This window comes from Nocardia camponoti, from assembly GCF_014646135.1.
Taxonomy (GTDB): domain Bacteria; phylum Actinomycetota; class Actinomycetes; order Mycobacteriales; family Mycobacteriaceae; genus Nocardia; species Nocardia camponoti.
This window is the reverse complement of the sequence record NZ_BMMW01000004.1, coordinates 467,975-486,205: the sequence shown is the minus strand read 5'-3', so window position 1 is coordinate 486,205 and position 18,231 is coordinate 467,975. Positions and strand designations below refer to the sequence as shown.

The window sequence follows — 18,231 nt, the reverse complement described above, 5'->3', positions numbered from 1 at the left end:
GTGACGATCCTCGGAATCGGCTTGGACTTGGTGACTGTTTCCGAGTTCGCCGAACAACTGCAACGGCCGGGTACGACCATGCTCAGGGAAAGCTTCACCGTTGGTGAACGCCGGTACTGCCAGAGCAAAGGCACCGACCCGGCCCGCAGTTACGCGGTTCGGTGGGCCGCGAAGGAGGCTGTGCTCAAGGCATGGGCTTCTTCGCGGTTCGCGCGCAGTCCGCAAATTGGGGACAACCCGTACCCGCTGATCGAGGTGGTCAACGATGCGTGGGGCAGGCCGAGCATCAAACTGCACGGCCTCGCCGCCGAATTCCTCCCGCGCGTGCGGGTGCATCTTTCGCTGACCCACGACGGTGACACCGCCGCCGCGATGGTTGTCTTAGAAGATCCGGGCGAGCTGGCCGACCTGATCGAAGGTCGCGAGACCACGCTTTAGCTGCGCGATTCCTTTTCCGCGACAAGCAAATACGCGACCATCAACCGCTTGAGTTCGGCGACAGCGTCGGCGCTCGACTGCTCATCTTGCACCGAGAAGTTGAGCATCGAATACACAACGTGGACAAGCACTTCCGCCATCATCGTGCGCCGCGCGTGCGGGGTGCGCGGGGTGAGTGGGCGCAGCATTTGCGCGACCACCTCGGCGAATTCTTTCTCGTGCAGCGCCCCCGTGGCCCGAGTGGACGGGGTGGACTGCATCGCCAACCACACCTCCCGACGCGACGGATCCGATGTCCACAGCTTCGCCAAATGGTCGACGAAGGCGTTCATGTGGCGCAGCCAGTCGAGCGAGGGGACCTCGCCGTGGAAGTCGGCCAATTCGCGCGAGACCGCGACCAAATCCTGCCGGTTGAGTTCGCAGACAATCACGTACTTGTTGGCGAAGAATTGGTAGAGCGTGCCGATGGGCACCTCAGCGCGCGCGGCGACTTCCTCACACGTGAACGATTCGAACCCAACCTCGGTGAGCAAATCGCGGGAAGCGGCGAGCAGCGCGTCGAATTTGCGCTTACTTCGCTCCTGCGTTGGCCGCTTGCGCGGCATGAGTTCCTGCGGGTCGTCCTGCAATTCCAATGCGGGGTCCCGACGCGGCTGGGGGATTCGGGACTGTACTTCCACCTGTCCAGGCTAGCGGGTCGCCCCGCACAGCGCGTCAACAAATCGCACCCATCCGCCGTCGGACCGGTGACGAATCATTAGATGAGCGCGCGTGCACCGGTTCAGGGGAGAGGATGACTGTGGCAACAGGATCTGTGGTAACCCTCGGCGTCAGCACCGAGCGGAGAGCCGTTCACGCCGTCGCCTTCGCGCGGATTGGCGACACACTTACCGACCGGATGGTGCTGCGGCGCACTGTTCGCGCGGCGGGGGACAGCAAAGACGAGGTAGCCGCGGCGGCGCTCACCGCGCTCGACGCGCTTGCCGACGAACTCGACACCGATTTCGAGATCGCAGGGGCGGCGGTCAGTTATCGCGACTCGGCCGAGCGGCGCGCGATAGTCACCAAGCTCGCGCCAACGCGCTGGCACACGGCGTCGCTTGTTTCGGCGAAGTCGGCGCATTTGTTCGTCGCGGGGGCGATGACGTGGCTCGACGAATTCGACAACCTGCTCGTCTGCGAAGCGGTGCCGGGATATCAGGCGATGACGTTGCTCGACCCGGCACGGCACCGGGTGCTCGCCGCGTACGCACAGTCCGGCGCGCCCACGCCCGAAGCGTTGCGCGCGGGCGTTTCGGCGGCGTGGGACCAATTCGAAGAAGCGTCGGTGAAGCCGGGCGCGGTGGTCGTGATCGGCGCTTCCGCCGACGCTCCTGCCGTGCGTGAGGCCATCGGCGGGTTCGGGGTGCCGGTGCTGCCCTGTCGGTTGGCGGCGTTCGCACCCGCAGCCGGGGCCGCGCTTGTCGCGCTTGGTGAAACGGGCGAAGTCCCGGTCATCGCGCCGCCAGCTTCGCGTCGCACAACCGCACTTGTCGCCGCCGCCGCGAGCGTGCTCGTCGCGTTTTTGGTCGCGGTTGGCACGTACGCGTTGATGAACGGGGGCAATCCGGCGGTGGGGAACACGGCGGTGTCGTCGGAACCGGGCGCGCAGCCCGCAGTTCCGCCGTCGCCGGTTGGGCCGGTCGCGCCGATTGTGTCGGCGGGGAGGGAAGCGGAGGAGTCGGAGGTGCCGAGCGTCGATGAGTCGGCGGGTTCCGAAGGTGGTGCGTTTGGCACGTCCACCCAGCTTTTCGAGCCGCCAGTTGAGCCCGACGTCAGTTCGCCACTGGTTGAAGAGGAACCGTCGAGCCCGGGCGTTCCGGTCACTGTGCAGCAACTACCGGGGCCGGTGAGCGGGTCGGCGAACTGACCCGCTCGCCAGCTTTACCTCATCTCTCGCCGGAACAACGCGCCCGCCGCGAGGTAACCAACGAGCCCGATCCCGGTGCACCACAGCACAGCGAGCAGCCAACTATTCCCAATGGGCGTGCCCATCAGTAGCCCGCGCAGCGTTTCGATCACCGGGGTTACCGGCTGATTTTCGGCGAACCAGTGCAACCAGGTCGGCATCGATTCCGTTGGCACGAACGCAGAACTCACATACGGCAAAAACATGAAGATGAAGGTGAACCCGTTGGCCGCCTCCGGGTTTCGCGCGAGCAGACCGAGTGCCGCAGCCAACCAAGACAGCGCGAAAACGAACATCGCGAGCACCCCGAACACGCCAAGCCAACGCAGCGGATCAGCTGTCGGGCGGAACCCGAGCGCAACCGCGACAGCGACCACGATCGCCGACGTGATCAGATTGCGCAGCACGCTTTCGGCGACATGTCCGGTGAGCACCGCCGACCGCGCGATCGACATCGCGCGAAACCTGTCAATGATGCCTTCGGCCGAGTCGGTCGATACCGCGATTGCCGTGGTCGACGCACCGAAACCCGCGCACAGCAGGATGATTCCCGGCACCACATAGTCGATGTAAGCGCCGGGACCAACGTCCATCGCGCCGCCAAAGACGAAAACGAACATCAGCAGGATCACCACCGGCAGCACGACCGTCATGATCATGGTGTCTGGACTGCGCAGCGTGCGGCGGATGTTGCGGTCCAGCATGGTGAGCGAATCTTGCACAGCGACAACGGAATTCATGCTGCCGCCTCCTTTCGGGCGGTCAGTGCGAAGAAGACATCGTCGAGGTCGGGCGTGTGCACGGTCAGTTGGTCGATCGCGATGTCGAGTTGGGTGAACCGGTCAAGCAGATCTTTTAGCTCGCTCACGCTGCCGTCCGACGGCACTTGCAGAGTCAGTTGGTCGGGATCGGGGTGGTGTTTTCGGTCTAGCGCGGTCGCGGCGGTGTTGAGCAGTTCGGCAGTAGCGAATCGGAGCTGAACGTGTCCGCCGGGGACGAGGCGCTTGAGTTCGGCGGCGGTCCCGTCGGCGACGATACGGCCGCCGTTGAGCACCGCGATCCGGTCGGCTAGTTGGTCGGCCTCTTCCAGGTACTGCGTGGTGAGGAAGATCGTCGTCCCATCGGCGGCCAACTCCTTGATCGCCGCCCACAAGTCGCGTCGGCTGCGCGGATCGAGGCCGGTGGTTGGCTCGTCGAGGAAGACGATGCGTGGCTTGCCCATCAGGCTCATCGCGAGGTCGAGCCTGCGGCGCATGCCGCCCGAGTACGACGCGACTGGCTTATCCGCAGCCGTTACGAGGTCAAAGCGACGGAGCAGTTCGGTGCTGCGGCGCTGCGTCTCAGCTCTGCCTAGGTGCAGGAGTCGGCCGGTGAGCCGCAGGTTTTCCGTCGCGGTCAGCACGCCGTCGACGGCCGTGTTTTGGCCGGTCACGCCGATGAGCTGCCGGACGGCTTCCGGTTCCTTCGCCAGGTCATGGCCGAAGACTGTGACGACGCCGCGACCGGGGCGAGTGAGCGTCGACAGGATGCGGACCAGGGTGGACTTGCCAGCGCCGTTGGGGCCGAGCAGGGCGAAGACGGTGCCCGCGGCGATGTCGATGGTCAGGTCGTCGAGCACGACGTGTGTGCCAAAAGCGCGGTGTAGGTGCCGAATTGAGAGGGCGGGTGGTCGTTCAAGTGACATGAACTCGCTCCGATCGGAAACTGTTTATCTCGTACACACTGTTTATAGGCTATACAGTTCTTGCGCGCAAGGGTGGCCCAGCTACAGTCGGAGCGAGTAGAGGAGGCACATGACGACGTCCGGCGACCCGGAAATCCCGAGGGCGGTTGAGCTGATGTGGGGGCTCGCGCAGCCCGGAGGGCGCGGACCCAAACGGGCGCTCACGCTCGAACAGATCCTCGACGCGGCCACCGAGATTGCCGATGCGGAGGGCTACGCCGCACTGTCGATGAGCCGGGTCGCCAAGCAGCTCGGCTTCACCGCCATGTCGCTTTACCGGTACGTCGACAGCAAGAACACGCTGGTCGACCTACTCATGGACCGCGTTGTTGGCCCGCCGCCCGAGATCGCGCCTGGCACGCCGTGGCGGGCCGGGCTGGAAGAGTGGGCGCACGCGGAGTTCGACCGACTCGGCAAGCACCCGTGGTGGCTGGACATTCCACTGAACCGACCGCCGATGGGGCCGAACAATATGGCGTGGTTGGAGACAGCGTTGCGCGTGCTTGACCCGGCGGCGGTGCCCGAACCAGTGAAGCTTCAGCTGGTGATGAATCTGACGATGTTCGTTATCGGAAAGCGGCGCTTCCTGCGCGACTTTCAAGAATACACCGGCGACTTCACGTCACTCATGGCGAAAGTTGTTGACCCACAACGATTTCCGAAAGTGTCAGCGGCGCTGGGTAGCGCGGCGTTCGATGACGATGAGACAGATTGGGAGAAGGCCGATTTCGAGTTCGGCCTTGCTCGCCTACTTGACGGCTACGAGGTCTTCATCGCCTCGCATCAGGATTAGACCTTCAGGTCGCGGCGCAGTTTAGCGACGTGGCCGGTGGCCAAGGTCTGCATTCACTTCTCGCCGAGCCGCCGCACGGGTGGCTGCGTGTTCGGGACCCGGACCGTTGAGATAAGGGCGTCACGGGCCCGCTGGCGAAATTCGGCGGGCACGGCCAACCACGATCTGTGCAGGGGGATCTTGTAACTGATCCGCGAGGATTTGGACTCGCTTGGAATCGTTGCCCGACATCTCAAGGGCAGACGCGCGTGGATCGGAGATCGCGTACGCCAGCAACGCCGCGTCATCGAGATGACGATCGCGATCGCGTGAATCCTCCAGGTAGGCAGCACCTCTGAGTATCAGTGCGCCGAGAACGTTGGGCACACTCACGGTGATGGTGTTGCCCTCGGACATTTCGATGTCACAGTTCACGGTTTTGCGGAGTGCCGAGGTTCCAGCCGGGATACGGAATACTTCGCGTCCAGCGACGGTTGGGCGATGGCGCGGAGCCAGATGATCAGCGATCATGACATCGATTTGCTGAGAACCGCGTTCGAATCGGTGTACAGGTGCGTTCCGGTTGGCCGGGAGACGAAGCTCATAGCCCACTGATTCCAGGGCGCGCCGGGCCTGCCCGAATGTTGTCGCACCGGTCTCGATATGCAGAACCATGTCGATATCGATGGTTGCTCTGTGGATCGGCAGGTTGGCGGTGTGTGGTGGGCCCCAACCACCTACCGGGACAGGTATGCGCCAGCGGGCGCGGCCGGAGCTATCGCTCATGGTGACGCACCCTCTCAAGCAGTTCGCTGAGTTCGTTATGGCCAGCCCGACTCTCGCGGGTATCGAGAGATTCGGTCAAATCTACGGCGATTGCTGCCCAGGGGGTGTCACCGCCGAAGAATGCGTCCTCGAATGCTGTAGCGCGAAGGACTATCTCACCCGCCGGGTCGGGGGTGAGGTGGAAATGGTCGACCAGAGTTTCCAGCTCCGAGGTTGGGATATATCCCTCGACCCCTCTTGCCTCGGAAGTCAGATCGAACCGCTCCCAGAGAGGATGTTGTGTCGCGGATGATCCGGTCACCACGATGTAGTTCGGCAGGTTGCGCACCGCATCGGAGTCGCCGCGGAAGTGCTGCACGTCAGCCCTGTTGGAGCTCAGATGTGCGAGCTCGTCCGCGTCCATTCTGCGGAGCCGATGCGTGAGTCGGGTGCGCTCGGCAGCAGACATCCACCCGGGATCGGAGCCGGAAAGTAATGTCAGCGCGCCCCACGCGACGCGCCGACTCCATGTCCGCCCAGGATTTCTGCGCTGCCGAACGAGTCGGTGCACCGAGCCGGCGTCGATCAGCAGGGTGCGTCCAACTCGTCTGGCTACGTCGATCCGGCCGGTGGATGCCATGCGGGCAACCTGCCGGGGTGAGACGCCCAGCATCTCGGCCGCTTGCGAGGTCGTCATCTCGCTCATACACATATGGTCTCTCAAAAGACTATATGTGTAAATAGTCAATGATCAGGGGCGTGTTTTGCGGCTTGATCGGCCGAGTTCTAGACCTTCAGGTCGCGGCGCAGTTTGGCGACGTGGCCGGTGGCGCGCACGTTGTACTGGGCCACCTCGATCTTGCCTTCGGCGTCGACCAAGAACGTTGAGCGGATCACGCCGGTCACGGTTTTGCCGTACATCGTCTTCTCGCCGAACGCACCCCATTCCTTGAGCACTTCGCGGTCGGGGTCCGACAGCAGCGGGAAGGTCAGGTTTTCGGTGTCGCGGAACTTCGCGAGTTTCGCGGGCTTGTCGGGGGAGATGCCGAGCACGTCGATGCCTTCGCCGTTCAGGTCGGCGAGGTTGTCGCGGAAATCGCAAGCCTGCTTCGTGCAGCCAGGGGTGCTCGCTGCCGGGTAGAAGTAGACAACGACCTTGCGACCTCGGTAATCGCTGAGCGAGATCTCCTTGCCGTCAGCGTCGGGGAGGGTGAAATCGGGAGCGGTGTCGCCAGGGGCGAGACGATGGTTATCGGTCACCACCGCACGGTATCTGACCGGTTATCGTGGCGGCGTGGCTAGACTCGTCGGCGAGCAGTTGACACATACCTGGAGGTGACGGTGGCCAAGGACAACACCGACCGGATTGAGCGGGAAATCGAACTCGCCCGTACCCGGTTGGCGAGCACACTCGACGAACTGGCGGTCCGCGCTGATCCGCATCGGATCGCTGACGATGCCAAATCGGCCGTTGTCACCAAGCTGAACGAACCGAAGGTCAAATACACGTTGATCGGCGCGGGAGTTTTGGTTGTCGGTTTGGTGCTGATCAAGGTTTTTAAGTAGTTCGACAACGCGAAACGCCCGGCATAATCCTCGCGGATCACGCCGGGCGTTTTTTGCGTTTATGTGTCAATTACACCGTGGGGCAAGCAAGTCCGTCGCCATCGGGATCCAAATGCGGCGAGTAACCGGCCTCGCCACGGAACAGCGGTGCGCGGTGCGCGGCGATCGCGTCGTCGCAATTACGGAAAGCGCCACCGGCCGAGCCGGTTTGCACCAGGTTCGCCGAGCCCGTACCACCCAGGATCGCGTCGAAGCTCGACGAGCCGGTGCCCGCCGACCCGGTGGTCTGCGCGTGAGCGAAGGTGGGCGCGGCGAGCAGAGTAAGCCCTGCTGCGGCGAGACTAACGGTGAGCCTGCGAAGGTTCATGAATTCCTCTATGTCTGCACGGGTTCGGATGTGTAGCCGGCCACTTTCGCGAGAAAAGACCGGCGGCCGTCTCCACCTTGGTGACGGGACCGCCGGTTGTCAACCGCGCGCAGGCGTAGTTCGCCGCGACCTGTGGTTGGTTATTCGCCCAGTCGACGCCCAACGCGGTGTTGCGCGGGAATTGTGCCCATCCGCCCGGCCTGGAAATCCTCCATCGCTTGAATGATTTCCTCTTTGGTATTCATCACGAACGGGCCGTATTGAATGACCGGTTCACGCAACGGAATTCCGCCGAGAAGCAGCACTTCCATATCGCCGGTTGTGGTGTCTTGGCGTTCGTCGGCGCTGACGGTAATCGCGTCGCCATTGCCGAAGATCGCCAATTGGCCTGCGCTGAGCGGCCTTTGCTCGGTGCCGACCGTGCCGGAACCGGAAAGCACGTAGGCCATCGCGGTGTAGTCGGTGGGCCATGGGGTTTCCAGTCGCGCGCCGGGGCTGATCGACGCGTGCGCGTAGATGATCGGCGTTTGGGTTGAGCCGGGTCCTTCGAAGCCTGCCAGGTCGCCCGCGATCACGCGGACGAGCGCGCCGCCGTCGTGGGAGCTGACGAGGGTGAGCTCGCTTGCCCGCAGGTCTTGGTACTGGGGTGTTGCGAATTTCTTCGCGCGTGGCAGGTTCACCCAGAGCTGGATGCCGTGGAAGCTGCCGCCGGAGACGACGAGCTTTTCGTCGGGCAGTTCGTCGTGCAGCAGGCCAGAGCCCGCGGTCATCCATTGCGTGTCGCCTTCGCCGATCACGCCACCGCCGCCGTGGGAGTCGTGGTGCACCATCGTGCCGTCGATGAGGTAGGTGACGGTTTCGAAGCCGCGATGCGGATGCCACGGCGCGCCCTTGGCCTCGTATGGCTCGTAGGCGACGGGGCCCATTTGGTCGAGGAGGATGAAGGGGTCGGCCGCGCGCAGGTCGACGCTCGGGAACGGGCGAGTTACCTCGAAGCCCGCACCTTCGCGCTGGCGGTGTGAGCCGGTGATCTGCTTGACCGGGCGTTGGGTCGTTGTGACGTCGGGCCGCGCCAGCCGGGGCAGCACCATGATGTCGTCGACGGTGATAGCGGGCATGTCGTGCGCCTCCTGAAGTGTTTTGGTTTCCATGTCAACCAATGCCCGCCTAGAATCATTCCCGTGGCGCGATGGTTGACGGAATCGGAACAAAAGACCTGGCAGGCCTACATCACGTTGCGCCAGCGCCTCGACGCGGCGCTGTCGGCGGGGTTGGCGTCCGCGGGTTTGTCGATGGCCGACTACGAACTGTTAGTCCCGCTATCCGCCGCTCAGGATGGTCGAATGCGCGCCAAGGACCTGGCGGCGGAAGTGTGCTGGGAGAAGTCGCGGCTATCGAAGCAGTTGGCGCGAATGGCGGCACGGGGTTTGATTGACCGCCGTGCCGCCGCCGACGATGCGCGGGGAATCGTGGTGTCACTGACCCCGGCTGGTCGCGAATTGGTTGAGCAGGTCGCACCCGAGCACGTCGCGTTGGTGCGCGAGTTGTTTATTGATGGGATGAGCGAGCGGGAGGCGGCAGCGATCGAGTCGTTGTCGGAACGGATTGTTGGAGCGATAGCGGATCGCTGAACTGTGTAGCGGCGGGCTAAAGCGCGATCGGGTCGCCGTACAAGGCGCGGCGTTCGGGCGCGTTCTCACTCCCGAATCGGGCAATGGGGAATCGAACGATGCCGACGATGCCGCGTGCTCGTAGCCACGATCTCGCGGTGGACCGGCCGAGGTCGTCTATGTCGAGTTCGGGAATCCCAGCCACTGCCGCGTCGTGCAGTTGGGCCGAGGCCAGCACCGACCGCAGCCGTGCCATTCGCCATGGCCCTTCCCAAACCGGGACGTAGAACCACTCTTTGCGCTGTTGGCCCGCGAGATGTCCGCTCGTCACGGCATTTTTGCCCGCATGCAGTGCCAGTGGGAACTGACCGATCCCCCACAGCGCGCACCAGGCGAGGGCATTGTCGAATACGCCTGGCGTTGTGAGACCGGTAGCGGTGACACCGTTGGGCTTTCCATCCAGCTCGTCGATCACGAGCTGTCCTGCGATTCCGGCCGCGATTTGTCCTTGTTTCCGGGCTGGCAGCCTTTCGTTCAGACGCCGCAGTCGATTACCGACAAACTCCGAACCACGATTACGAGGCTGCATCTCGAATTTGCTGGCACCAGCGTCTTGCAGCAGTTCGCGTTTAGGGGTGAAGCGCCAGTAGCTGGGTTCGCCCAGTGCGGCGAGGTATCGCAGGTCGTCCCACGCCGAAGCGTCGGTGAGGTCGTCGAGCACTTCCTCGCGATTGTGTTGGTGAAGCACCCACGCTTCATCGGTTTTGAACGCACTCAGCCGGGGACTCATTGTTCCTCGCTGCTCACTGCCGCTTGCGTGAGTGGTCCAGCGCTCGCTCTGTGAAAGATGCTGGCGCACAGCACTTTCCACTGATTCTGCCGAGATCGTGGCACCGACGATGGACGGTTTCCCGTTGGTCCAACGCAAAGTGATCGTGTCGTCGTTAAACGCATCGAGAATGTCGCCGAGTCCGTAAAAGGCCATATGGTGGGCAAGCACTCGTTGGTCAGTTCCGGCCAACACGAACTCGCCGGACCTGGTTGATTCTGCTGACATCAGTTTCCTTCCGCCGAGACGCGGCCGTCGGCAGCACGAAGAATCGCCTCAAGGTAGGCGCAAATCCAAACCCCGTATTCGCGGTCGGTTTGCTCCATAAGTTCGTCCCAGCCGCCTTCGTCGAAGAGCATCGCCGCTACGGTGGCTGCCGCCTCGCTCCCGGTTGGTCCAAGCAGCTCGGCCGAAGTATGAGGGAATCCGCTTCGACCGTGTCCGTGCGTTGTGCCGATCAGCCGGGCGGTCAGCGGTCGATCGGCTTCCAGGTCGTCCCATGCGTCGACTACGGACCGTTGCTCGTGACGCCAACCAGGTGGGAGGCCGCTGTTGTCACGCTGACGGCGAGCCGCGTCGGGGGTGCGATTGAGGCGGCTCTTCGCCAAAAGAACGCCCGGCCGCGCGCCAAGCCGAATTTGGAAACGGGGGTCGGTTTTGCCGTCGTCGTGATGCAGCGCGGCCTCGCGCAGAGCTCGCACTAAGTCGGCGGGAATTCGGAGTCGAACCGCGAGCTGCTCGACCCGGTCGGCAACGGCACGTTGATGCGAATCCAGCAGCACGGGAACAGGATTCTCCGTGCGTTCTTGTCGCAGGTCCTCATCCGCAGTCGCTCGACGTCCGTCGATGATCACCACCCGTGTGGGCTTCGCGTCCTCGTCGTCGTCCTTGCCGTCCTCGGGGTCCTCGTCGTACTGAAGTTGGACGTCCGTCTGCAGCGGCGCGTCGCGAAGCAATTTCGCCGCCGCAGCCGCCATCGGGCTGTCGACCTGGCTATCTAGCCAACTCGCGACAGATTGGCTGATGTCCAACGCGGTCTGGTCGCGTTTGAGCAGGTTAGCCAGTTGCGGGTGACCGGCGAGGTCGATCCGATGGACCACTTCACCTGGTCGGAGTTCGCGGTTGAGCTTGGCGACTGACTCAAGAACGTCGTCGGCGGTATGCCTAGGACCTTCCGGTGCGACGACCGGCGGCCACGCTTTGTCGCCTGTCTCGGTGAAAAGCTCGGCGTCGGTACCTACGACCACCACGTCGCCGGGCCGCAGCTGAGGACGCTTGTCAGTACCCGTCCAGGTGACCGGTTCGACGTCGGTGCCGCGCACCAAAATCGCGCGCTGCGCGACGTCAGGCGTCGCCGCATACAGCTCGGTCATGCACGTGCGTGCTGTCGATAGCCGGACAGGGAAGGTCTCGTGTGGACGCGGACGAAGGGAGCGGACAAGGTCGAGCGCGTCGGCATCGTCCTCGGGAAGCTCGCGAACGACAATTCCCACGGTGAAATCGGGCTCAAGACTATCGCTGAGCCACAGATCAAGGGTGGGGTCTGCGGCAAGGTCGTCGCTAGTTCGGGCCCAGTGCCACGCCTGGGCGATTTCTGGCCGTTGCAGCAGCTTCCGACGGTCGCGAGCAACGGGGGGAGGGTCGCCGCGCAGCGCCCACGGTGCAAGTCCCTCGGCGGAGTCCGCGCGGCGCGTAAGCCATTGATATGCCGCGACGAGTTCGTCGCCCTCATAAGGCGGCGACTTGCTGTCCGAACGTGGTTCCTCATCTGGGACAACGACCACGACGGGTCCCGAATCGCGCCGCCCACGGCGGTTGACGCGCCCTGCTCGCTGAGCAAGCGCCGAGCCGCTCGCCAATTCGGTGACAATAGCCGCGAAGTCAAGGTCAACGCCGACCTCAAGAGACTGAGTGGAGACGATGACGTCGACGTCGGGATTGCCTTCGGTTGTGAAGATCCCCGGATACGCGTCCGACAGCAATTCAAGATCGACCGCACGAACTTGCCCGCAAATCAGGACGACGTTGAGCGCGCGACCGTCAACGGTTTTCTTGCGAAGCGTCGTCGCGACCGCGATCGCCGTCTGAATCGTATTGGCGAACACCCCGATCGTTTCGTCGCCAAGGAGATTGACTGCCTGCGTCGCCAGCGCGTCCGCTGTTCGCTTGGCGGCTGCTCGCGAACTCCAGCCTGAAACCGGAACCAGCGCAACAGGTTTGGGCCGCTGGAGCCGGTCGGCGAGGACGGGGTTCTTTGCCACATCGGCCTCATCTACGCCAATGTGGCTCGTGACCTGCTGGTCAGGAGTCGCTGTTGTCTCAACAACTTGGAGAGGAGTCGGGCCGGTCCAACCACGTTCCGCCACTGTCACCAACGCCGCGACGCGACGCGCGGTACGGGTCAGTTGGCGGCTGAGGTGCGCCTCATCGATCACGACGACCGAATCAACAGCGAGCAGCCCGGCTGCCCGCGGCCACGCCAGGCGTGCGGTGCCGTACCCGCGGAAGAGCAGGCGACTGCCCCACATGTCGGGCGTCGCGCAGATAACGGAGGGGGCGGCTGGGTAGTCGACCCAGCCTCGCGAACTCGGCACACCACCGCGCAGGCGCGTCACGTGTAGGGGAGAACGCTCGTCCGAAGCGTCGCGGTCAACTCCGTGCAACTCCCAGAGCAGTTCAGCGACTGTCGACATCACGGGAGTCTGCGGATTGGCCAGCATGCGCGCGACATGCCGGGCATGTTCGTATTGGTCGTCCACGAGAACGCGCCGATCGACGACCATCGACAACCGACGCGGCGGTAACGGTGACCCTTGTGCGACCGCGAGCGCTAACGCGAAGACGTGGACGTCGATCACCGAGGTCTTGCCCGACCCGGTGGGCGCCGACAGCAGTTCCGGCCAACGACCCGTTGCTACCTCGGCTAACAGACGCTGCTGCCACGGAAAAGGCGTTTTGGGTTGTTCTCCGTCGGTGCTTGGATGAAGATCACCGAAAAACGTTGAGAAATCCCCAATAGTCAAGCGTTGATTCATTTTTCCCCCGGAATGAACAGTGATCCTTCTGGACGGTCATCAGGGACGAGTAGGCCGCCGCCGAGATGCCGGGCCTGCCCGATAGCGACCAAGGTGGACGCTCCGCACAGATCACCCAAGGTCAGCCTGGCGCGATACGGGCGAACAATCGCGTTTTTGTTCACCTTGTGGACGTAATGGTGCACCGAACTGTCGCGCACAGGATCGGTTTCGAGCACGACAGCGTTCGCGGCATTGACGGCGTCGACGAGGCTATTCGCACGTTCTGCCCCCGTCCCAATCGCGGGAGGGATGAGCTGCGTTCCCTGCCAGATGTAGCCGAGCGACAGCAGGACCGCGTGCGTGAAGGTCCAGTCGCGGTACCCGCGCGTGTCGGGTACTGCGGGTGGACTGGTCTTCCACAGTCGGATTTTCCCGGGTTCGGGCTCCCGCCATACCTGGTCACCCGCGACCACCTCAACTTGCCCAGCCACATCAACGCGCGAACCACCAATGGGGCGAAGGGTTTTCATCTGGTGCACAGCGCGAAGGACCGCGGCGATCTCGCTTCGGTCAGCTGGGGGGATCATGATCGCGAGACTCGACGGCGTTCGCATTGAGAAGGTCGTGGGTTGCCTGCGGTCGATGACCTGGATGGCGACGCGGTTGGCCGGACGCAGCGCCGGGTCCGCGTAATCGCCGGTCAAGATTGGTGGGGACAGACGATCAAGAATTTTGATCAGCGTCCGGTGAGCGGCGACCGCGACGCGAACGCGGTCCTTTTCCGCGACAGCGGAATCAAGCGGAACAACGAGCACCTCAGGCCACGGAACATCGGGCTGCGGAGCACGAATGGCGCGGTATCGCCCCGACCGAATGTGGGCCCGAGGCAATGCCCGGCTGGTCGACCTCTCATCGGTGCCCGCGCGGTCGCTGCCTACTTTGCCTGTCCGTTCCGCGGTATGCGCTGACATCAGCTCATCCGCCCTGCCCGGCAGGGGCAAATCCAAGTCGTAGCCCGGATCTTGGTGGAAAAGGTCGGCCGTCGGGTCAAATTCGTGGGTTGACGGCACGTCAGTGTCGACAACCCGGATGATCACGGGCGACTCGGCAGTGCCCAGGTGCGGGACATCAGGGCAGAGTTCGCGCAGTGATTCCGCCACCTGAGGTGGCGGCGTCTGACGCCAAGTCCACACGAATTCGCCGTCGACCGCGACGACGCTCTCTTGCTTGCCGAGTTTGCGAATTGTTTTCGCTTTACCAGTCTTTCCGATCGTTCCGTCGTCTCGATAGGCGATTGCGTCGCCAATGGTCACCTGCAGCGGGGGAATGGTGACCGCGTTCGGGGGATTGTCTTCCAACCAGCGAAGCGCTACCTCGTCGGCTTCGCTTGGGCCCCAACCTAATTCGGTCTCCATAGCGCGCGGACCAAAGCCTGCGGCGGCGAGCAACGCTGAATGCAATCGCGCGACGGACGGCACCCGATCTACCGTGCCATCGGGACGGCTGCCACGAAAGGTGCTGAGCGGGTAGCTCGCGACGATGGAGAACGTCATTCCGCCCCGCTGTCCTCGCCGGCGACACTTGCGATCGCTGGGTCGCCAACGATGCGCAGCACTTCGCCACTCCATTTGACGTCCGCGACCTTCTCTGCGTGCGCGAGTGCCTCGGCCAACAATTGATCCGCTGCGTCGATGGACAATGACTGGTACTCGGATACCGTGCCGCCACGCCCCTGAATGCTCACGGTAGTGGGGCCGGCCTCGGCCAGATCGCAGTTCGCGCGCAGCGTCAGTTCGGCGTCGGACCTCGCAAGTCCGTTCAGCGCGAGTGCGGCGAGGAGTGCGCCGCACGCCGCATCACCCTCAGCGCCTGCGGCGAACCGGATCTGTCGCAGCGCGGCGAAGCTCAAAACGTGCGAGCGAACGATTCGTCGGCAGGCGACACCAGCAAGCGCCTCAAGCGTGGGCGGAATCGCCCCCAGCCCAGCCCTTGACGCTTGCTTGCCATTCGCGATATTCGTGAACGTCGCGGCACTGAGTTCTGATTTTTGCCGCTCGGCAAGCGCTTTGAGTTGAGGGCTTGTCAGTTCGATCTTCGCTCCGAGTGGATCGATTCGCGCGCCGCCTTTGAGGATTTCCTTGTCGCCAGGTGCCGCGCAGAAACCGATGATCTCGCCAACCAGGATGCTGCGCCACCGACCCTGACGAGCGGCCCGGGAGGAGTCCCATGCGCCGAATATCAGGCTGACTGGGCTCGCGTCCAACAACGCGCGCGCGTTCCCAGGCTGGGCATCTCGCACGCTCACATACTGCTGATTCTTGGTGGCAGGCTCGCCGTCGATAGTGCCCGCCCGGAAATGGCCGTCGAATGCTCGGTGCGGCAGTTCCAAGTCGGTCAACTCGACCGTGGTGTCTCCCTGTTGATAAGTGACGGTGAGGTGAGGGAGCCGCGACAGGGTCTCGTGCCCGTCGCGCATCGCCGAACGCAGAACGGACTCAATGCGATTGAGTTGGGATTGCTTAGCGTCAATAAGGACAACGTCGCGTGGCTCGCCATCCTCGTAGCGGACTTCGTACGCGTACGTGCCGCGTTTGGTGGCACCCGCGTACTTCGCGGGTGCCACCGACGCGTGCTCACCTGCGGCTGGGCGCAGCTCCGTCGTTGATGTGAGGCAGCTGGCTCCACCCGCCGAGACAGCTTCGATCAGGTCTGTGAGCTTGAGAGCTTGGACCATTTCCCCTGCTTCTTTCTTTTGTTGTGATCGTGCCGTGCATACGGTATCCCCACTTGGTCTGACGTGTATGCAGAACGGCGAAAAGGCATCGGCTGCTAGCCTCACGATGGCTCGGCGGCCTTCATTGAGGAACGTCTGACCACGCCCTCACCTCGCGCGCTATGCGCTTCCGTCGAGCCACCCTTACGCATGGGATCTACTGTGCACCAAGGCACTGACAAGTTCTTGCGCTGAAGTACAGGCCATTGCCGGGGCGCGCCGTGTGCTGCCGATCTTGCATATCGGGCCACTGTTCGCTGTGTCTCGCCCAGAAACCCTCGGAATGAGGGTTTCACTGTGAAGTGATCGCGCTCACATTTCTGTCGGTGCCTTCATCTACGTTCGGGGCAGGTTGTCGAAAGAACAGGATGAAGGTCGAAATGGAAGCGATTCCGATCAGTCTCGTTGCGCATCAGGTGTTTTGTCCGCGCCGCGCGTGGCTGGAAGCAGCTGGCGAAACTACCGACACATACCAAATGGCTGTCGGCGTTGCCGCGCACAAAGGTGTTGATAATCCTGCCACCGCGCGACTCGGTGCGAAGCGTGCGCTCGATGTCGCCCATCGCGAGCTGGGATTGGTTGGGCGGATTGATGTCATTGACGACGGCGACCGCGGCTTGCGGCTGGTCGAATACAAGGCCACGCCGGTGCGAAAAGTGCCGGAGGTTACCGAAGCAATGCGTGTGCAACTCGCCTTGCAGTCCGAATGCCTCACCGACATGGGGCACGACATCTCCGAATGTGGCGTGTACTTCACGAGTCACGAGAAGTTCGTTTCGGTCGAAATGCGAGACGAGGATCTTCGTCGAGCGCGCGAATACTTGGCGGCCACTCGCGCAACAGTGGGGAGTGCTTCCGCGCCGGAGCCGCTCGAAGACGATCCGAAGTGCATGCGCTGCTCGCACGCAGGGGTCTGCCTTCCCGATGAACGTGCACAGCAAACCGTCGTCAGACGTATCAAAGTCGCCGACCCCGACGCGAATATCGTCCACCTCGCAACTCCTGGCAGTCGTGCGTCGGTCACGCGTGGACGAATGCGGGTCCAGCATCGTGGGGAAGAAATCGCGTCCGTGCCCCTTGAGCGAGTGCAGGGCCTCGTCGTTCACGGAAATATTGATCTGTCCGGTGCGCTGATTCGTGAACTTCTCTGGCGGAAACTCGCGATCGTGTGGTGTTCGGGGACGGGGCGCGTCGTGGGGTGGAGCAGTACGGCGCAGACCCCGAATGGTTTGGCTCGGGTGCGCCAACACGAAGCATCCGCACAGGGCAGACTCGCGCTGGCGCGGGAGTTCATCGCGGGCAAAATCGCGAATCAGGCCACGTTGCTGCGCCGGAACGGGGCCGACCCCGATGTCGCGCGGTACCTGCGTGTGTTGCAGTGTGAAGCCGTCGTCGCACCGTCGCTCGAAATGATTTTCGGGGTCGAAGGGGAGGCTGCAGCTCGCTATTTCGCGGTGTTTCCGAAAATGCTGCGAGCTGAGCGTGCTGAATGGTTCACATCGCAATGGAGCGGTCGTTCGGGGCGGCACGCGACGGATCCCCTCAATGTCGCGCTCAACTACACCTACGGCATCCTGGTCGCCGAAACGATCCGGGCCATCGCCGCGTGCGGACTTGACCCACATGCTGGCTTTATCCACAGCTCCAACAGAAACAAGCCCGCCCTCGCGCTCGATCTCATGGAAGAATTTCGCGCGCCATTAGCGGATGCGGTTGTGGTAGCCGCGATCAACAACGGGGAACTCAAGAAAGCGGATTTCAGCCTTGCGCTTGGCTCGGCGAGGTTGCGCGATTCCGGGCGCAAGGCGCTGATCGCGGCCTACGAAAGGCGGATTTCGACCGAATTCACGCACCCCACCTTCGGCTACAAAATCACGTGGCGTCGCGCGATTGAAGTGCAGGCACGCATGATTCTGGGATTTCTCGACGGAACCCAGTCGGAGTACGCGGGGATCGTGACCCGGTGAGTAGAGACGACGCGCATAGGTTTCTCATCGCTTACGACGTTGCGGACGATCGCCGACGGGATCGGCTAGCGAAATGTCTTCTGCGACACGGAGATAGGGTGCAGTACAGCGTTTTCGTCGTCGACGTGAGCGCGGCACGAATGCTTCGATTGCAGCATGAGATAGCGGGTCTGATTGTGGCAGTGGAAGATTCGGTGATTTACTGCGACCTTGGCGTCGCGCGCTCGGTCGATGTAGCGCGCTACCGCGTTGTAGGGCGTTCGCGTCATGTGACGGGTTCTGGCCCGATCATTATTTGAGTAGTCGGGGTAATTGGCGGCGCGAGGGCTCAATCAACACGGATTCTCCGGCGAGCCTTCGCGTCCTGTTTGCGCAGGTTAAGCAGCATGCTTAGCCGTCAAGCCCGCTAGAAACTGGGGTTTCGTCGCGCGTGTCTGTCGGACCTCTCGCGAGGGC

19 protein-coding genes are annotated in these 18,231 nt (G+C 63.1%); 7 read left to right on the top strand and 12 right to left on the bottom strand.

All coding sequences use genetic code 11. The features are described 5' to 3' along the window. Positions 1-438: a holo-ACP synthase AcpS gene (gene acpS / locus IEX78_RS20830; protein WP_188830693.1), complete on the top strand. Its 438-nt coding sequence runs from the start codon at positions 1-3 to the stop codon at positions 436-438. On the opposite strand, the gene IEX78_RS20825 is transcribed toward acpS, so the two are convergent. Beyond that, positions 435-1,043, bottom strand: coding sequence for a TetR/AcrR family transcriptional regulator (locus tag IEX78_RS20825; protein ID WP_229684183.1), 609 nt, complete (start codon positions 1,041-1,043; stop codon positions 435-437). The two genes, acpS and IEX78_RS20825, sit on opposite strands and share 4 nt — an antisense overlap. Positions 1,044-1,237: 194 nt before the next feature. On the opposite strand from IEX78_RS20825, the gene IEX78_RS20820 reads away from it, so the two are divergent. After that, on the top strand, positions 1,238-2,347 hold the full coding sequence (locus IEX78_RS20820) for a DUF7159 family protein (protein ID WP_188830692.1): 1,110 nt from the start codon (positions 1,238-1,240) through the stop codon (positions 2,345-2,347). A gap of 14 nt (positions 2,348-2,361) precedes the next feature. Here the strand turns inward: IEX78_RS20820 and IEX78_RS20815 are convergent, their stop codons facing one another. Then, a complete protein-coding gene (locus IEX78_RS20815; RefSeq protein WP_188830691.1) occupies positions 2,362-3,126 on the bottom strand; it encodes an ABC transporter permease in 765 nt (254 codons plus the stop codon). Next, positions 3,123-4,070: an ABC transporter ATP-binding protein gene (locus tag IEX78_RS20810; protein WP_188830690.1), complete on the bottom strand. Its 948-nt coding sequence runs from the start codon at positions 4,068-4,070 to the stop codon at positions 3,123-3,125. The genes IEX78_RS20815 and IEX78_RS20810 overlap by 4 nt, the downstream gene beginning before the upstream one ends. Before the next feature lie 109 nt (positions 4,071-4,179). On the opposite strand from IEX78_RS20810, the gene IEX78_RS20805 reads away from it, so the two are divergent. Continuing rightward, positions 4,180-4,902, top strand: a complete 723-nt coding sequence (locus tag IEX78_RS20805) for a TetR/AcrR family transcriptional regulator (RefSeq protein WP_188830689.1) — start codon at positions 4,180-4,182, stop codon at positions 4,900-4,902. A gap of 120 nt (positions 4,903-5,022) precedes the next feature. On the opposite strand, the gene IEX78_RS20800 is transcribed toward IEX78_RS20805, so the two are convergent. The 3 genes from IEX78_RS20800 to bcp form a co-directional block, all read right to left on the bottom strand. Then, on the bottom strand, positions 5,023-5,412 hold the full coding sequence (locus IEX78_RS20800) for a hypothetical protein (RefSeq protein WP_188830688.1): 390 nt from the start codon (positions 5,410-5,412) through the stop codon (positions 5,023-5,025). A gap of 244 nt (positions 5,413-5,656) precedes the next feature. After that, complete coding sequence (locus tag IEX78_RS20795) at positions 5,657-6,352, bottom strand: helix-turn-helix domain-containing protein (RefSeq protein WP_188830687.1); 696 nt, start codon at positions 6,350-6,352, stop codon at positions 5,657-5,659. A gap of 80 nt (positions 6,353-6,432) precedes the next feature. Continuing rightward, positions 6,433-6,906 (bottom strand): thioredoxin-dependent thiol peroxidase, encoded by a 474-nt coding sequence (gene bcp, locus IEX78_RS20790; protein WP_188830686.1) that lies wholly within the window; start codon positions 6,904-6,906, stop codon positions 6,433-6,435. A gap of 81 nt (positions 6,907-6,987) precedes the next feature. Here bcp and IEX78_RS20785 point away from each other — a divergent pair, with 81 nt between their 5' ends. Continuing rightward, positions 6,988-7,212, top strand: coding sequence for a DUF3618 domain-containing protein (locus IEX78_RS20785; protein ID WP_188830685.1), 225 nt, complete (start codon positions 6,988-6,990; stop codon positions 7,210-7,212). A 70-nt stretch (positions 7,213-7,282) separates the two neighbouring features. Here IEX78_RS20785 and IEX78_RS20780 read toward each other — a convergent pair whose 3' ends face one another. Further along, positions 7,283-7,579, bottom strand: a complete 297-nt coding sequence (locus IEX78_RS20780; RefSeq protein WP_188830684.1) for an excalibur calcium-binding domain-containing protein — start codon at positions 7,577-7,579, stop codon at positions 7,283-7,285. Between the two features lie 140 nt (positions 7,580-7,719). Continuing rightward, on the bottom strand, positions 7,720-8,697 hold the full coding sequence (locus IEX78_RS20775; RefSeq protein ID WP_188830683.1) for a pirin family protein: 978 nt from the start codon (positions 8,695-8,697) through the stop codon (positions 7,720-7,722). A 63-nt stretch (positions 8,698-8,760) separates the two neighbouring features. Here IEX78_RS20775 and IEX78_RS20770 point away from each other — a divergent pair, with 63 nt between their 5' ends. Continuing rightward, positions 8,761-9,210, top strand: a complete 450-nt coding sequence (locus IEX78_RS20770) for a MarR family winged helix-turn-helix transcriptional regulator (RefSeq protein WP_188830682.1) — start codon at positions 8,761-8,763, stop codon at positions 9,208-9,210. Positions 9,211-9,226: 16 nt separating this feature from the next. On the opposite strand, the gene IEX78_RS20765 is transcribed toward IEX78_RS20770, so the two are convergent. The 4 genes from IEX78_RS20765 to cas7g are packed head-to-tail and all read right to left on the bottom strand — an operon-like array spanning position 9,227 to position 15,769. Next, entirely contained in the window at positions 9,227-10,246 is a 1,020-nt protein-coding gene (locus tag IEX78_RS20765) for a hypothetical protein (RefSeq protein WP_188830681.1), read from the bottom strand. Continuing rightward, complete coding sequence (cas3g, locus tag IEX78_RS20760) at positions 10,246-13,041, bottom strand: type I-G CRISPR-associated helicase/endonuclease Cas3g (protein ID WP_229684158.1); 2,796 nt, start codon at positions 13,039-13,041, stop codon at positions 10,246-10,248. Before cas3g ends, IEX78_RS20765 begins: the two co-directional genes overlap by 1 nt. 8 nt (positions 13,042-13,049) lie before the next feature. After that, positions 13,050-14,588: a type I-G CRISPR-associated protein Csb2 gene (gene csb2 / locus IEX78_RS20755; protein WP_188830679.1), complete on the bottom strand. Its 1,539-nt coding sequence runs from the start codon at positions 14,586-14,588 to the stop codon at positions 13,050-13,052. Further along, positions 14,585-15,769 (bottom strand): type I-G CRISPR-associated RAMP protein Csb1/Cas7g, encoded by a 1,185-nt coding sequence (gene cas7g, locus IEX78_RS20750; protein WP_188830678.1) that lies wholly within the window; start codon positions 15,767-15,769, stop codon positions 14,585-14,587. Before cas7g ends, csb2 begins: the two co-directional genes overlap by 4 nt. A gap of 407 nt (positions 15,770-16,176) precedes the next feature. Between cas7g and cas1 the strand changes: the two genes are divergently transcribed. Both cas1 and cas2 read left to right on the top strand, forming a co-directional pair. Beyond that, positions 16,177-17,775 (top strand): CRISPR-associated endonuclease Cas1, encoded by a 1,599-nt coding sequence (gene cas1, locus IEX78_RS20745; RefSeq protein ID WP_188830677.1) that lies wholly within the window; start codon positions 16,177-16,179, stop codon positions 17,773-17,775. Further along, complete coding sequence (cas2, locus tag IEX78_RS20740; RefSeq protein ID WP_188830676.1) at positions 17,772-18,074, top strand: CRISPR-associated endonuclease Cas2; 303 nt, start codon at positions 17,772-17,774, stop codon at positions 18,072-18,074. The genes cas1 and cas2 overlap by 4 nt, the downstream gene beginning before the upstream one ends. Positions 18,075-18,231: the final 157 nt, after the last annotated feature.

Excerpts from the sequence above, each read along its gene's own strand:
- IEX78_RS20815 (WP_188830691.1), bottom strand. The coding sequence starts at position 3,126 with ATGAATTCCGTTGTCGCTGTGCAAGATTCGCTCACCATGCTGGACCGC.
- IEX78_RS20825 (WP_229684183.1), bottom strand. The coding sequence starts at position 1,043 with ATGCCGCGCAAGCGGCCAACGCAGGAGCGAAGTAAGCGCAAATTCGAC.
- IEX78_RS20810 (WP_188830690.1), bottom strand. The coding sequence starts at position 4,070 with ATGTCACTTGAACGACCACCCGCCCTCTCAATTCGGCACCTACACCGC.
- csb2 (WP_188830679.1), bottom strand. The coding sequence starts at position 14,588 with ATGACGTTCTCCATCGTCGCGAGCTACCCGCTCAGCACCTTTCGTGGC.
- IEX78_RS20765 (WP_188830681.1), bottom strand. The coding sequence starts at position 10,246 with ATGTCAGCAGAATCAACCAGGTCCGGCGAGTTCGTGTTGGCCGGAACT.
- IEX78_RS20780 (WP_188830684.1), bottom strand. The coding sequence starts at position 7,579 with ATGAACCTTCGCAGGCTCACCGTTAGTCTCGCCGCAGCAGGGCTTACT.
- IEX78_RS20795 (WP_188830687.1), bottom strand. The coding sequence starts at position 6,352 with ATGAGCGAGATGACGACCTCGCAAGCGGCCGAGATGCTGGGCGTCTCA.
- IEX78_RS20800 (WP_188830688.1), bottom strand. The coding sequence starts at position 5,412 with ATGATCGCTGATCATCTGGCTCCGCGCCATCGCCCAACCGTCGCTGGA.
- cas7g (WP_188830678.1), bottom strand. The coding sequence starts at position 15,769 with ATGGTCCAAGCTCTCAAGCTCACAGACCTGATCGAAGCTGTCTCGGCG.
- IEX78_RS20775 (WP_188830683.1), bottom strand. The coding sequence starts at position 8,697 with ATGCCCGCTATCACCGTCGACGACATCATGGTGCTGCCCCGGCTGGCG.
- IEX78_RS20805 (WP_188830689.1), top strand. The coding sequence starts at position 4,180 with ATGACGACGTCCGGCGACCCGGAAATCCCGAGGGCGGTTGAGCTGATG.
- cas1 (WP_188830677.1), top strand. The coding sequence starts at position 16,177 with ATGAAGGTCGAAATGGAAGCGATTCCGATCAGTCTCGTTGCGCATCAG.